The sequence below is a fragment of the Legionella bononiensis genome (genome assembly GCF_016786215.1).
Taxonomy (GTDB): Bacteria; Pseudomonadota; Gammaproteobacteria; order Legionellales; family Legionellaceae; genus Legionella; species Legionella bononiensis.
Window position 1 is genome coordinate 26,764 of the sequence record NZ_JADOBG010000022.1, and the last position, 15,265, is coordinate 42,028.

A 15,265-nucleotide genomic window follows, 5' to 3' on the forward strand; every position below is an offset into this window, starting at 1 on the left:
ATGATAAAACACATAAAATTATTAGTAAGCACCTTACTCTTGTTAACAGTCTCGTTAGCTGTAAAAGCCGATGAGACTGCTATGCCTAATTTGGCACCAGTATTAAAAAATATTATGCCAGCAATTGTTAATGTAGCGGTTCAAGGATATTTACCCAATGACGCATCGAGTTCAGGGTCTGGGGGAGATGAAGAAGTAGTTCCAGAAAACAGACGTCAGTCACGAGTACCGGACAAAGGCCGTAAATTTGAAAGCATCGGTTCTGGAGTAATCATTGATCCCAAATCAGGCATCATTGTGACCAATGACCATGTAATCCGTAATGCAAATTTGATTACTGTCACCCTGCAGGATGGCAGAAGATTGAAAGCTCGCTTGATTGGTGGAGATAGTGAAACCGATCTGGCCGTTTTAAAAATTGAAGCAAAAAATTTGAAATCGTTAGTCATTGGCGATTCTGATAATTTGCAAGTTGGTGATTTCGTAGTTGCAATCGGCAACCCTTTTGGATTAAACAGTTTTGGTAACAGCCAATCTGCTACTTTTGGTATTGTCAGTGCCTTGAAACGCAGTGATCTGAATATTGAAGGTGTAGAAAACTTTATTCAGACCGATGCAGCCATTAATCCTGGAAATTCCGGCGGTGCTTTGGTTAACACTAAAGGAGAGTTAATAGGGATCAATACAGCCATTATTTCTCCTTACGGCGGTAATATCGGAATTGGATTTGCCATTCCTATTAACATGGTCAAGGATGTTACCCAACAAATTATTAAATTTGGCTCTATCCATAGAGGATTGATGGGCATCTTTGTACAACACTTAACACCTGAATTAGCTCAATCCATGGGTTATCCTGAAGATTTTCAAGGTGCTCTGGTATCACAGGTCAATGAAAATTCCCCTGCCGAAAATGCCGGATTAAAAGCAGGTGACATCATTGTTCAAATCAATGATACTAAAATTACTCAAGCTACCCAGGTTAAAACAACCATCAGTTTATTAAGGGTCGGCTCAACCGCAAAAATCATGATTGTACGTGATAACAAACCGCTTACTTTGAACGCTGAAGTGACTGATATCAAAAAACATGAACAGAAACTGCAGTCCAACAATCCATTCCTTTATGGACTGGCTCTCCGTAATTTCGAACAGGAATCACCACCTCACGGTAATGTTGTTGGAGTACAGGTAGTAGGTGCATCAGAAAGCAGTGCGGGATGGCGCGCAGGTTTACGTCCTGGGGATATCATTATCTCTGCCAATAAAACCCCTGTTAAAGATGTAAAAACATTACAATCCATTGCTCAAGATAAAAAACAGCAATTATTAGTTCAGGTATTACGTGGCCCTGGAGCTTTATTCCTGTTAATAATATAGTCCCTGATATTCATTGCGCAGACATCAAAGATTCTTTACTTGATGTCTGCACATTTAATCCTTACAAAATTCTCATTTTATCCCTGATAGTTCATGTGCAAACTAGATAACCTTCACATCATCCTGAATACCGTTCTGAATCTTCCACACATCTTTAATGAACCAGTCCAGCTCTACTCTCTGACGTCGCGCAGATTGTTGCGTGGAATTCAGGAGATAAATGCTAAAACGCTGGATCCCGCAAAACATCCTCGAGGAACAAGCAGTGATATGACGAAGAGACAGCACCATTAGGTATGTATTCATCACAGCTGCAAAAACGAAGCCGGCAGCAAGATGATATTCATGATGATATTTTACAAATAGGGATGAAGTTAAATAAGTAAATTTTAATAGTAGTTATCTCATCCATTATTTTTATCAATGGTAACTTGCCAAATAATCGAACATAGGTTTTGTTTCGCTTCTTTACTATTTTAAAGGGTATGAATTTCAAGAAATAAGCAGACAGTTCCTCACCTAAACAGTAGAGCTTTCTTGTTGGCTTTAAAGAAAGACTATGAATTAGAAATTCTTTTGATTTATTGCGTTCTTTCTCTAGATTTTGATATACCTTTTTATAATCAATGGGAGTTGAAAAAGAGTGTTGAGAGATATCATTTACATTATTGTAAAAACGATTATGGTCAATTCCTAAAACGTTAAATAAACTTTCTATTCGGTGATTACCTCCTACTTCTCTCTGAACACAAACAAATTGTTTTTTAAAAATAATCGCAAAAACACAACCATGAAATGAATCGGTGATTAAATAATCGCAATTTTTTATATAATCCAACCACTTTGAAATTGAATTATATTGTCCAAATTTATCGATTAACACGTTGATAAAGATATATTTAGATTTAAGAAAGGCCAATATTTCATTTTGACGTATTGCCTTATCTTGTTCACTATCAAGTAACATGTAAGCAATATACTTTATATTTCTATTTGTTGCCTCAAACAATTCTGCTTCAATAATTAGTTCGTAATCTTCTGCATCCAATAATAAGGTTGGATCTAAAACATGCTCTGCATCAACGTTAAATAAGTCTTTGCAAATATCAACCCCTGCATTTTCTCTAACCGAAATTGCGTCAAATCGTGATAATAGTGCTTGTATTTTCTTTTGTTCAACGCCAGTACACTCATAGTAGCTATTAGCAAAACTAGCTGCGTAAGAGACTAATGTTTTATTTCCGGAAACCCAATTAAACATATATTTATAATTATCATGCCACCGCCAAACTTGATCACTACCTGCAATAAATAGGTCAAAATGCTTATTCAACTCTCTTAAATCTTTCTCGTTTTTACAAAGAGAAGTTCTTATGAGGTATTTATTTCTAAAATCCTCAAAAGGGCAATTAATTAAACTAGTTCGAAATCCTTTAGGAATATAATTAATAATCTCGGGTTGGTACCCAAGATTTTTTAATAGAGTAGATAGGGCATAAGGAACCATAACTGCGCCAAAATTGTAGTTGGTAAAATGAAAATTCATAACTCCGACTTTTAATGTTGGCATCATATGATCCTGTCCTTATCGATGATACAACGAGCACTATACGCTTTCTTTTTTTCCAAACAGTTCAAGGTGAAGATAAATCGTATTAAATTCAAGAGTCTTACCCTCTTGTTGTTTAATAAATTCCATTATTTTCATAATCTTGCATCATATTCTGAAGAGTATTTGAATTCAACTCTTCAGAGTAATTTGAATAAAGGTATGATTTAAAATGCATTATCTTGAGGGTTTCACACTAGGGCTTGCATTTTCTTGGAATTTTATAAAAAGATTGGCTAAACAGAATAATTTTAGTATTTAATGCATTTTACACTATTAATTGCCCAATAAAATCGACCCTGTTTTCTACAATATCTTACGGTACTTCAATTAAGTCATGACCACTTACACTATGTGCTTCCTTAATTGCTTGCGGTGATTCAATTGCTTCCTGAACATTCGGGTTATATCAAATCGATGGGGTCAAAGTCTGACTTATTGATAGCTTTGATGAAGAAGAGCATCGTTCAATGGGTTGATATAATCAATTGAGGTAATAGTGAAGAGCGTTCAGGATTAAGTCGCGGTACATTGAAATCGGAATAGTGAACACACCTTGATGAATTATGAACTATTCAGATGTCTTATCAAACAGGTTCATACCTAATCAATCCTGTATTACGGCTACGCCTAATACAGGCTACGATCCACTCATTTACCTTCAAACAAAAAATGATTCAGTATCAGGATATTGACGATCGTGGCTCGATTCGGTGTTCTAATGTTTGCTCATCATCAAGTTCACTTTTGCTGACTTCGCTCTCTTCGACTACTTGTGAAATTTTATTCACATCAGCATTCGTATCGGTCCATAATTTTGCGGGGGTATCACGTAATATATCAGCTGGAGTTTGAATTTCCCTCATAGGTGCATCCGGTGCAGATGAAAGTAAACGTGATGCGGAACTGCCATGTTGTGATGAAGACTCCGTTTTATTTTGCTCAGCCGCATCAACATCTGCATTGGCATTCTGTTGTTCTTTTTGTTTTAATTGAGAGACTAACAATTTCGTGATACCCATCGAAATTACCGCTCTAAATCCAGAGGCAACCAAAGCAGAAATTGAATCAATGATGTTATTAGTTGTTTTTTCTACCCAATCTGCAGCGGTCAGCGCTACGGCACCTACAGCCGCGCCTAATACAATGGCCGAGCCAAGCCCTACTGCTGCAGCCAATCCTGCCGGGGGAAATATAATCAATAATACGGTTGCTATAACCGCGCTGCCTAACAAAGCAAGCCCTAACGGTGCACTCCAATGAAACAATGATTTTTGATTTTTTTTAGAAACTGGATCGTAATCAGTACCTTGCTTTTGCTTTAGTAACTCTTCCATTTGAGCTTTTACTTCTGAAGGCTTTATGTGCTCATCGTCATTTACCGGTGTAAACTGCCGTAATTCAGCCAATATTCCTTTCTTCTTCTGATTGTACGCTAATGCCGCCCCATGCATAAACTCGAACATTCTCAAATTGGTTTCTATATCATGACGTGTTCTTCTATATACAAATTTTGACTCAGGCAAACCTTTTGCGCCTATTTCAGGATGAAATTGAGTTGTTATTATTGGCACTCCGTTTATGTTTTCTGTTAATTCGTTTGATTGATTATCACTCGCAATACCCGACTCGATAAATCCTTTAGGTAATTTGGATATAATTTGGCTATGCGCACCAAAAAAATTACCTTCATAATGTGTTGCTTTAACGTCTTCAGAGAGATTTTTCCCACCAAATATCTGCGCTGCCATGGTGTCTTTATTGATTCTGATCGCATCATAATTCATATAACATTGCTTATCTAACTGCGTTGAATTCAAATCTGCAATTTCCCCACCGCCATAAACTGCAATAACCTGATGTCCTCCGCATACACCCAATATAGGCATCCCTTTTTCAATGGCAACATGGACTAAAGCGAGTTCTGCTACGGTTCGAGAAAAATCATATGGTTGCCCTTCTTCCCGCTCTTTATTAAATAATTCAGGATCAATCATTGCGTTGTTGCCGGATAACGCCAAACAATCCACGTCTTCGAGTAGTTCAGCTGCCCTGGCTTTAGCATGTGCAAAAAGAAGTTGTCGACCTTGAGGATCTTTATACAGCTCTTGAAATTTCTCTTCAGGGATTTCTTCCAACATCTTTCTGTAATCAGCATCCACAACAGTAGAACCAACATGTTTAAATGCTTTTTTTAGCGAAACAACACTGCTTCCACCCACAATAGGGCTAAAAGTGACCGCGACTTTAGGCATAAACTCTTCCATCAACACAAGAATTACTGACTTGATTATAACCTACCAGTATTAAATAAACCTTAAGTGATTCTCAAAGAGCCATTTAACGCTTCAAGTTAGTTTTGAAGTCAATAGAGCACTATTCTTCTACGTGATTTTTCTCATTTGGGTTACACAGCTGAATGTTAAAAGACACGATAAATCGGGTAGCAAGGCAATTCCTGTCAAAATCAAAAAAAATATAAAAAAATAGACTAACAGACTTGACATCACCTCATGAAAAAGACAAAATCACGCCTCTTGTGGCTATGTAGCTCAGCCGGTTAGAGCGCGGCACTCATAATGCTGAGGTCGGTGGTTCGAGTCCACCTATAGCCACCATTTCCCTCCTTTTTAAAATTCCTTAAGTTAGTTATCAAAAAAGCTATTGTAAGCAATCAAATTTAGTTATTATGTTAATATCCATGACTTTACGGTTTTTAAATGCGCTCTTTAGTAATTTTACTTTTAGCCTTGATGTGGTCTTCTTTGATTCATGCTAATGACGTTAATATTTCGACCATCACTAAGAATGGATCGACCGTTTTTTATCTACAGGCTGGTGCATTTAATTTAAAGAAAGATGCGGAACTGCGGCAACAAGAACTTTCAAAGCTGACAGAACAAAAAGTCGAGATCAAAAACCTTGCCGATAAACATCTGTACCTTGTTCAAATTGGTCCAATAGATGATTACCAGACTGCCAGAGAACTCAAAAACACGTTGTCTCAAAAACCTGACAATCAACAGAATAGTGCGAACTCAAAACAAAACTCATCACTTGAAGTAAGTCAGGTGCCCAAAAATCAAGAGAAATCACAAACACTACCTCCATCCAGTAAATTATGGAATTTAAGAAATGCGGATATACGTGCAGTCATAGCCGAAGTATCACGTGTTACAGGTAAAAACTTTGTAATTGATCCCAGAGTGCAAGGAAAGATATCGATTATCTCATCATCACCACTATCAAATCGTGAATTGTACCAAGTATTTCTCTCAGTGCTGCAGGTTTCAGGATATGCAGCCATCCCTAACGGAGAAATAATTAAAATCATCCCGAATATTGATGCCAAAACCCAATCGCCAGATCTGCTGAATGATATGAGAACCACTCCCAGAGGGGATGACATGATGGTCTCTGTTGTTCCAGTTCATTATGTGCCAGCGGAACAACTTGTCCCTGTATTACGTCCCCTGATGCCCCAATGGAGCAGTGTTTCCGCTTACGCTCCCTCAAACATGCTTATCCTTTCCGGAAGAGCAAATAACATTAAAAGTCTAACGGATATTATCAAACAAGTGGACAGCTCCTCTTCAAACGGCATCGATATGGTGCCTTTAAGACATGCTCTTGCTATGGATGTTGCCAATACACTGAAAGATCTGGTTAAAACACAACCCAGTATAGGCAGCAGAACCCAAATTACCGTTGCTGCTGATGACCGATCTAACTCAATTTTAGTTAGCGGTAATAAAACCGATAGAATCAGATTGCGAATGTTAATATTGAAATTGGATAGAGAAAGCTCAGAAGGAATTAACTCCAATACTCAGGTTGTTTATCTGAATTACCTGAGAGCTGAGGATTTAGTCCCCATACTCGCAGGGATTGCCCAGGCTAATTTTAGCGGCAATGTAGGCACTACTATTGGCACCATTACCCGCCCTGCTTTGGACAGCACCAACCCAGCGTCAAACCTGGTGAGCCTTAGTGGAGCAGATGGTCAAAATTCATCACAACCCATGTCAGCTCAACCCGGACTGAACTCATCCCAGGCAACTGGCAATACCACTTCTGCAAATACCCAAAATGAAGGTTCTACCAAACCAACAGTACAAATTATCGGAGAACCCAATACCAACTCCATAATTATAAATGCCCCTTCTTCTATTATTCGCATATTAAAGAATGTAATTTCCCAGCTGGATATCAAACCTGCCCAGTTATTGATTGAGGCTTTGGTTGCAGAAGTCGATCAAAATGATGTGAATAATTTAGGTATCGAATGGGGTTCTGATTTGCAAACAGGAGATCCTAAAAAATTCAGGCCTGGCTTTGCAATTATTAACAGCAAAACACGAACTGACGATTTTCAAGCTCAAATTTACGCTTTGGCTCGAGAACAAAAAGCAAATATTTTATCAACTCCCTCTGTAGTTGTATTGGATAACCGTCAAGCGAAAATACTCGTAGGTAAGCAGGTATCCGTAGCATCAACCACACAACCGAGTAACGCAGGAGGATCTACTAACGGAGGCACTCCATTCACTACCTTTGATCGGGTAAATGTGGCATTACACCTCTATGTAAGACCACAAATAACGCGTGGTCAGGGAATTCAGATGCAAATTGACCAGGGTAATGACACCTTAGATCCTGCCAGTACTACAGAAAGTACGCTTAACCCTACATTCAAAATCAGCAGCATTGTGACCTCCGTACACGTTGAAAGTGGTGATATTGTTGTATTAGGCGGTTTAACTCAAGACAGTTTAGGAAATGACAATAACCGCATCCCCATCCTTGGCGACATACCGGGATTAGGTAAACTATTTCAACACAACATCCGAAATAGAGACAAACGAGTTCTGATGGTCTTTATCAAACCAATTATACTTCGTAATGAACGAGATAATTTAGAAGTAACAGGTGCAAAATATAATGATGTACGCCAATACCAATTAGACTGGATACGTTCGCAGGAAGAATATGAACAAGTCAATAACCAGACTTTATTACCCCCGTTAACGCAAGGAAGTTTGCCCGTACCCTTTAGTGGTCCGCCTAAAAATTTATCACAAATGACCAAGTAAACTATGGACAAAGACGAAAAATCACTAAATCTTCCCTATAGTTTTGCTAAAAACAACGGTGTGGTTGTAGGCGAAATTAAAAATGGAGCTGCAATAGTATATCACTTGCCCACTACGTCGTTACAGGCTCTGGTTGAAGTAAAACGAATACTCCAATGTGAGCTGGATTTAAAACCAATAGATGAATCTGCTTTTCAACAGCATCTGGCTCATATATACCAATCCAAATCATCCATACTGGATGCTGCAGAAGGGATGGAAGATGATATGGATCTCTCCATGCTGGCCAGTCAGCTGCCAGTGAGTGAGGACTTGTTAGAAAACCAGGATGATGCCCCAATTATCCGTTTGCTTAACGCTTTGTTTACCCAGGCTATTAAACAAAAAGCATCCGATATCCACATCGAAACTTATGAAGATAGAGTCCTCGTACGTAATCGAATTGATGGTGTGCTGCAAGAAGTTCTGGAAATACAACGTGCTATTGCACCTTTGGTTATTTCACGGGTAAAAGTTATGGCAAAACTGGATATTGCTGAAAAGCGTATTCCCCAAGATGGCCGTATTTCCCTTCGAATTGGAGGTCACAACATCGATGTCAGGGTTTCCACCCTCCCCTCAAACCATGGTGAACGAGTGGTTCTGAGAATACTGGACAAACAAGCCGCACAGTTGGATTTAAACTTGTTAGGAATGCCCAAATCAACACTGCTCGCTATGAGAAAAATGATTGCTGAACCACACGGCATCATTTTAGTTACTGGCCCAACCGGTTCGGGTAAAACAACTTCTTTATACGCCATGCTTACTGAACTGAATCAGGTCACTCGAAATATTCTTACAATTGAAGATCCAATAGAATATGATTTGGCTGGCATCGGACAGACTCAGGTAAATACTAAAGTACAAATGACTTTTGCTAAAGGTTTAAGAGCAATACTACGACAAGATCCCGATGTTGTAATGATTGGGGAAATTCGGGATCTGGAAACAGCAGAAATTGCTGTTCAGGCAAGCCTGACTGGGCATCTGGTATTATCAACTTTGCATACCAACAGTGCTTTGGGAGCATTGACCCGTCTTAGGGATATGGGCGTCGAGTCATTTTTAATGTCCTCCAGTATCGTCGGCTTGATTGCTCAACGACTTGTAAGAAAGCTCTGCTCTCACTGTAAAACACCTCATCAATTACGCGATGATGAGAAAGAATTGATGGGCCTTGCTCCAGATGCAGATGTTTCTCAGGTTTATGAACCTAAGGGATGTGATTTATGCAATAACCTGGGATATAGAGGCAGAACAGGTATTTATGAGTTAATAACCATTGATGAAACTTTGAGAGGGATGATTCATCGCCATGAAAACATGCAAACATTGGAAAGTTATCTAAGACCCACAACTCCAAGTATTCGAGATGATGGTTTTAAACGTGTTCTCTGTGGTGATACGTCACTGGCAGAAATCCTTCGTGTTACCAGTCAAAATTAAACAAGTTCTTGATTTAATTTACAATTAATTTAATTTTTTTCATTAAAAAATGTTCCTGTCGCATTATTTCACTTTATACTGATAATGGTGTAAGTAGTTTTATTCTTTATTATTTATAGAACAGGGCTGCTAAATCTATAAAGCAGTCCACCCCAAAACAATACATTAAGATCTGAAGGAACAAAATGAGATATATTACGACACATTGCACAATCGACAATATTGACAACATTGAGATCAAGGCGCACAATATTGCTTCAATATTTAAGAGAGTACACCATGGCTAACTCCTATTTGCAAATCTGGTTACAAAGACAAATTGCTGCAAGTACGTTTCCAGCAGATCGAGAGGACTGGTATATAAGTAAAGGTTATGGGTCTTCTGTCTCAACCTTGGCTGAGCGATTCATACTCTTTGAACAATCACTGCATCAGGAAGACTCCCCATATTATGAAACATTCCAGGGGATTGCTATTGAACGTCATGAATTAGAAGTCACTCTGGCAAACCAAACGGCGTGTCGAACTGAAGTGATCTCCTTCCATAACCAACACAGCGATTTCATGTCAATAAACAGTGGCGCGGGCAAACACATCCTGTATTTCACTGGGATTGCTTCTTTATACCAAAATTGTTTTGGAGATATCACTGAAGCGGTGCGCACAACAGAAGCCAGTTATTATGCTTTTGAGTATCCCGGAATGAGATATCTGGGTGGAGAAGTTCTGGAAGTGAATGATTTGGTTAATACTGGAATTGCAGTGACCAATGACCTGCTTAGAAAAGGAATATCTATTGACGACATACTTTTTCAAGGAGATTCCTTCGGCGCAGCTATTGCCAAAAAAGTAAGCGATCAATTTAAACAGCAAGCAGGAGTTGAAATACGGTGTATAATGAACAACACCTTTTCAACATTTCAGGCAGCGGTACAAAATGTACTAAACCAAACTGCCTGGCAAAAACCATTGAAACCTGCAGTGAGACCCGCACTTCGATACCTTGGCTGGGATATTCGCCCAGGAGATCTTTATGGCAAAGATACTCCCTACCAGATTCATGTAAACCACGTTGGAGATCTGACTCTTGGGCACGCGACTCTGGCTGAATTAGTTGAATCCAATTCTCAAGTCCAGAATTTTGTCGATCCCTGCCCTGAAGATTATCGCGAGATAAGAGACTCCTATAATAATTTGCACTGGGCTTCATTGAGTGCGTATGGAGAACAATATCTGGCTACGAAATACGGTAGAAATTGTGATGGACTGGTCGATGCGCATTTGGCAGATTTGACTCTTCTCGTCTATGAAAATGGACAAGGGGTATATAGTACGCTAGTTTGTAAATATCTGAGTGACAGCAATAAATACGTTATGGAACATCCTCAATCGCTGTCGCTGGAACAATTACCGCAACCTCTTCAGTCAGAAACAGTTTCACTATGTAAATTGATGCTGCCGACTCTCCCGTCGCTGCCTTCAATGCCCAATCTGTTCCGATTCTTCAAACGCCCAGATAGTGATGAGAGTGAAGAGTTATTACCTCGTACTCAATTAAAGAGAAACGAGCCAAGATAAACAGAACACTGGATTGGTCCATTTGAATTATTTGTCCGATGGGCCATTACTGCACAGGATGTTTTATAGAATACAGGAACAAAATTCATTTTGCCCTGAACAATCGATCCACTTGATTCATTTGATTAAAATATTTTTTTCGCACCTCAATCTGACTAACCAAACTCAATGCTTCTACCATGAGTTACTTCATAGAGAACGGAATTAACTTTAAATTGACCATCAGAATTAAAACCATTAGCCAGAGTCATATACAATAAATCATCCATAGTAAAGACATGTGCACTGACTCCACCATAAGTAGGAATAGTCTGTTTTATGCTGAATGTCCCATCGTTCCATTCATATAATTGGGACTGCACATCAGTGTTATATTTTAGACCCCGAGCTATTCTATAATTTACTCTCATGAGGTAATGATGATCATTTAAGACAAAATAGGCAAAATTACGGCCTCCTGGCCCTTGTAAGTCCTGGAATCGAATAAATTGTTTCCCATTCCACTGATAAATCAATGAATCAGTTTTTATATTGGCATAAGCAAGATAATGCTTGTCTTTTATACTAAAAAACTCAAAAGCACGAGCTCCAGTTCCCTTGAACTGCTGATGAGTTATAAATTGTGATCCATCCCAACGATATAAAACGGCACCATTGACATGGTCAGCAAAAGCAAGATATGGGATTTTGTCTATGTTAAAAAATTTAAAGGATTCGCCTCGTACTGAAGGAATCGTTTGAAATGGACGAAACTGCTTCCCATCCCACTCATAGATTATTGAAGGCGTTTTGTTCGCGGTTGACTTATCATCCGCATGAACACTACTGTTGGCAAATGCCAGAAAATGACGTTTACCTATAGCAAAATAATAGGACTGTCTGGCCCCATAAGTTAAAAACTGCTGGACTGGATAGAAATAATGCCCATCCCAACGATACAACATTGAATAAGTTAAATGATTCAAAGGCGGTTTAGGTCCTGAATTCAAACTGGCAACTGAAATGTATGAATCTTCCCCCATACTAAAAAAAGTAACGCCCGCATTACCGTGACTGGGTATGCGTTGATATTCACTAAATTGTTCGCCTTGCTTTTTATAAATGATGACATCAACATCTGCATTTCCACTATCAAGTGTTGATGGTGTGCCGGGTATATCTTGCGCCAGCTGCGCAGCAGCAATGTAATACTCGCCATGAAGGTTAAAGGGTGTAAGTTCTCTGGCACCAGTAGTATTAAAATACTGTACTGGATTTAATAATTGTTCCGATAATCCGGGGATCGAGAAGCTGAGCATGAAGAAATAAGCCAATTTTCTTACTGAATACATATATCTTCCCTAATCCTGTTCTTAATAAATCTTTACAGTTTAACAATATAAATTATATTGACCCAATCATCTTAATTTCGCGATACTTTAAAAATCAATACATCATAAATGGACTTAAATGAAAAATAATAACCCAGCACTTATCTTAATATTCTTTTGTTTATCATTAGTTACCCCAATTAATTTCGCTGCTGAAACTACAACTTATACTACCCCGATTCAATTCATGAATCTATATTTTGATTTTACAGGCTCTGGCGAAGTTGATTTTCCCAAAAATAAACTGACTATTGGAGACTATTTAATTCAGTCTGAAAAAGCAAAGAATCAAAATACACCTTATAATGGTCCCTTGGTGATGTTTCTGGATTCTTCCATCTATATATACGATCAAAATAGAAAACTACTGTATTCCAAATTATTACGTACTAACAGGTCTTCTGGCTTTTTTGAAATGACGGCTGTATCTCACATTGGTCCGGCTCTCTCCTACCTCGCCAAAATAAAAGAAAATGGCGATCCTTCCTGGAAGCCTGCTATGGCGGGACTTTTAGAGGATATCAAACAGGTCAGAACCTTAAATGCACAGACTACTGACAACTGGCTGGATAAAGCCAATATTAAATCCTGGCAACCTCATAAACAACAAATCCAGGCCATGATAGATTATGCTATGTCTATGTCAGGAAATTACATCGTTTCGGTGCAAAATGGAGCCCCATTTGATTTGAACTCGCTACAACAGAATTTTTTAAATGGTAATAAGGACTACCCCATTCCCTATAATTCCGTCATGATTGCGACTTTTATGTTAACCGCCATACAAAGTATGACTGAAGTTCATGATGGTTTGGTTAATTTACATCTGGACTGGCCACACGCTATGGTTATTGTTCGCAATGTGGCGGGATCAAATGTTTCATCCGGTCTCACAACGGGAACTAACTGGATGGTTCCCTTTGTCAATGCACTATCCAATAATCAAATTCCTGCTGATAGAATCCTCATTGCTCCATATGCCCAAATCAAAGATGATACTGGAGAGGATCCCCTACCTGTAGCTTCATACCAATATTATACTGAAGCAGTTTGGGGAAGTATTTATAATCGAAGTAAAATTGCTCAATCCGTTTTTACGCAATTGGAGACTATTTACATGCCGGGACGACCAGCGATACCTGGAGATTATAATTACAGCAAAGCATCGGATATAACCGATTTTATGGTTCGTCTGAAATACTCTCTGCTTGATCCACGAGAAATGCTCTCTAATACCGTAGGATTCTGGATGGCTGGAGAAATGCAAAATAAAAACTGGGATAGTTCTAAAATTGAGATACCAGGATTAACTACAGGCTTCCCTACTGGAATAACTGAATACCCCAAACAAAACCCCGATATTTCCAATCAGGCAAAAGCAGCGGTATTAAATCAGGACATTAACTGGCATTTGTAGTCAACGATCCTCAAAATGCTTTATGTCCAAAAAGAGCTGAATAGTACGTTACCATTTAGCTCTTTCACATAGAAACAGTAGTTCCAACGTCAATCCTCCTGTCAGTATTGACTGTTCATAACAACAGTCGATACAAGGCCGCTTTAAAAGCCTAAATAAGCAGCTAAAGGATCGGGTTCAGCATAATATACATGAAGTGTATTTGAAGCGGCTTCCTTTACAACAGGCTCTAATAGATTTGCCAATGCATTAATCGACTCTATAATTTCAGGTATACCAGGTCTTAAAGCCCTATTGTAACGGTACATTTTTTCAAAAATGCCCATCAATTGATCATAACATTGGGGCTTAACGGGTATTTCACTCCATAAGAACATCAAAATCATACCAAGAGCATAAATATCTGTCTCTTCATTTTTTACTCGCGTTTCACTATAACACTCCGGTGCAGCATAAGGTGGTGAACCTCTGCAATCCATTGGCTTATCATTAATTTTCGATATAAAACCAAAATCAATGATATACACTGCAAACCCGTCCCCATTTTGATACACCAAAATGTTTTCAGGCTTAAGATCTCGATGAATCCATCCTTTATCATGTATTTGTACTTTTAGGGCTTTGACCAGTTCTACCGTCAAATCATAACGTTGCTGGATGGTCAATCGATTATCCATAATCAGACTGTATAGTTGCACACCGGGTAACTCTTTCATAATAATATAAGTTTTATCCTGATCTACAACCAAGGGTTTGCAATGGAAGATATCACTCTGCGCCATAGCAGTTGCTTCCGTAATAATCTGATTCAAATGAGATTCACCTTGATGAACAATATCCTGCACTTTTACCAATCGAACTCTGTTTGGTTTCCGCTCTTTTACATGCAGTTCTCCGTTTTCATTAATAGATAGAGTATATCGACAACGGTAAAATGTTCCGAAACTTCCCGCACCAAAGACTTCATTATCAACTACTTCATAACGGAGTCTTAAGCATGCAATCCCATTTCGCTCTTTTCCAGAGCTAAAATGTTTGATTATCCTAAAATTAAGATTTAAATCTGCGTGTACCCCAACACCCCAAACTTGAGTTGTTCGATCGTGTTTCAAGAGTTGAGTTAAAGCAATTCTTGTTGTTTCATCAAGAGTTCCTAAATCAGCAATATCTACCATGTTCAATGACCCGATACTAATCCATAGAACATAAATCATACTTTTTTAAATGCATAAGCACAAATAGAGTTAATTTAAATTAATTTCTCCTGATGTTAAGGTCAATTGTTTACTTATTCAGATCTTTTTAAACAGATTAGAGATTAAGCTTATAT

The 15,265-nt window shown here is 38.5% G+C and carries 9 protein-coding genes and 1 tRNA gene; 6 read left to right on the forward strand and 4 right to left on the reverse strand.

Going from position 1 to position 15,265, the window contains the following annotated elements; translation table 11 throughout:
• Entirely contained in the window at positions 1–1,380 is a 1,380-nt protein-coding gene (locus IZU94_RS13880; RefSeq protein WP_203111755.1) for a Do family serine endopeptidase, read from the forward strand.
• Between the two features lie 343 nt (positions 1,381–1,723).
• On the opposite strand, the gene IZU94_RS13885 is transcribed toward IZU94_RS13880, so the two are convergent.
• Both IZU94_RS13885 and IZU94_RS18375 read right to left on the reverse strand, forming a co-directional pair.
• Entirely contained in the window at positions 1,724–2,953 is a 1,230-nt protein-coding gene (locus IZU94_RS13885; RefSeq protein WP_203111758.1) for a polysaccharide pyruvyl transferase family protein, read from the reverse strand.
• A 719-nt stretch (positions 2,954–3,672) separates the two neighbouring features.
• On the reverse strand, positions 3,673–5,244 hold the full coding sequence (locus tag IZU94_RS18375; protein ID WP_304601748.1) for a gamma-glutamyl-gamma-aminobutyrate hydrolase family protein: 1,572 nt from the start codon (positions 5,242–5,244) through the stop codon (positions 3,673–3,675).
• A 286-nt stretch (positions 5,245–5,530) separates the two neighbouring features.
• Here IZU94_RS18375 and IZU94_RS13895 point away from each other — a divergent pair.
• The 4 genes from IZU94_RS13895 to sdbB all read left to right on the forward strand — a co-directional run bounded on the left by IZU94_RS13895 (position 5,531) and on the right by sdbB (position 11,148).
• Positions 5,531–5,607 (forward strand) — tRNA-Met (locus IZU94_RS13895).
• 102 nt (positions 5,608–5,709) lie between these two features.
• Positions 5,710–8,082: a type II secretion system protein D gene (lspD, locus tag IZU94_RS13900; RefSeq protein WP_203111769.1), complete on the forward strand. Its 2,373-nt coding sequence runs from the start codon at positions 5,710–5,712 to the stop codon at positions 8,080–8,082.
• A 3-nt stretch (positions 8,083–8,085) separates the two neighbouring features.
• Complete coding sequence (lspE, locus tag IZU94_RS13905; protein ID WP_203111775.1) at positions 8,086–9,570, forward strand: type II secretion system ATPase GspE; 1,485 nt, start codon at positions 8,086–8,088, stop codon at positions 9,568–9,570.
• 279 nt (positions 9,571–9,849) lie between these two features.
• Positions 9,850–11,148 carry a Dot/Icm T4SS effector alpha/beta hydrolase gene (sdbB, locus tag IZU94_RS13910; protein ID WP_203111778.1) on the forward strand — a complete coding sequence of 433 codons (1,299 nt, stop codon included), beginning with the start codon at positions 9,850–9,852 and terminating at the stop codon, positions 11,146–11,148.
• A 155-nt stretch (positions 11,149–11,303) separates the two neighbouring features.
• Here the strand turns inward: sdbB and IZU94_RS13915 are convergent, their stop codons facing one another.
• A complete protein-coding gene (locus IZU94_RS13915; protein ID WP_238400446.1) occupies positions 11,304–12,479 on the reverse strand; it encodes a hypothetical protein in 1,176 nt (391 codons plus the stop codon).
• Between the two features lie 118 nt (positions 12,480–12,597).
• Here IZU94_RS13915 and IZU94_RS13920 point away from each other — a divergent pair, with 118 nt between their 5' ends.
• Positions 12,598–13,935 carry a DUF5624 domain-containing protein gene (locus IZU94_RS13920; RefSeq protein ID WP_203111781.1) on the forward strand — a complete coding sequence of 446 codons (1,338 nt, stop codon included), beginning with the start codon at positions 12,598–12,600 and terminating at the stop codon, positions 13,933–13,935.
• Between the two features lie 143 nt (positions 13,936–14,078).
• On the opposite strand, the gene IZU94_RS13925 is transcribed toward IZU94_RS13920, so the two are convergent.
• The gene (locus IZU94_RS13925; RefSeq protein WP_203111784.1) at positions 14,079–15,110 is read right to left on the reverse strand and encodes a protein kinase family protein; all 1,032 of its coding nucleotides are present in this window, start codon (positions 15,108–15,110) and stop codon (positions 14,079–14,081) included.
• Positions 15,111–15,265: the final 155 nt, after the last annotated feature.

Coding starts and splice junctions, on each gene's coding strand:
- IZU94_RS13880 (WP_203111755.1), top strand. CDS start 1: ATGATAAAACACATAAAATTATTAGTAAGCACCTTACTCTTGTTAACA.
- IZU94_RS13885 (WP_203111758.1), bottom strand. CDS start 2,953: ATGATGCCAACATTAAAAGTCGGAGTTATGAATTTTCATTTTACCAAC.
- IZU94_RS18375 (WP_304601748.1), bottom strand. CDS start 5,244: ATGCCTAAAGTCGCGGTCACTTTTAGCCCTATTGTGGGTGGAAGCAGT.
- lspD (WP_203111769.1), top strand. CDS start 5,710: ATGCGCTCTTTAGTAATTTTACTTTTAGCCTTGATGTGGTCTTCTTTG.
- lspE (WP_203111775.1), top strand. CDS start 8,086: ATGGACAAAGACGAAAAATCACTAAATCTTCCCTATAGTTTTGCTAAA.
- sdbB (WP_203111778.1), top strand. CDS start 9,850: ATGGCTAACTCCTATTTGCAAATCTGGTTACAAAGACAAATTGCTGCA.
- IZU94_RS13915 (WP_238400446.1), bottom strand. CDS start 12,479: ATGTATTCAGTAAGAAAATTGGCTTATTTCTTCATGCTCAGCTTCTCG.
- IZU94_RS13920 (WP_203111781.1), top strand. CDS start 12,598: ATGAAAAATAATAACCCAGCACTTATCTTAATATTCTTTTGTTTATCA.
- IZU94_RS13925 (WP_203111784.1), bottom strand. CDS start 15,110: ATGGTAGATATTGCTGATTTAGGAACTCTTGATGAAACAACAAGAATT.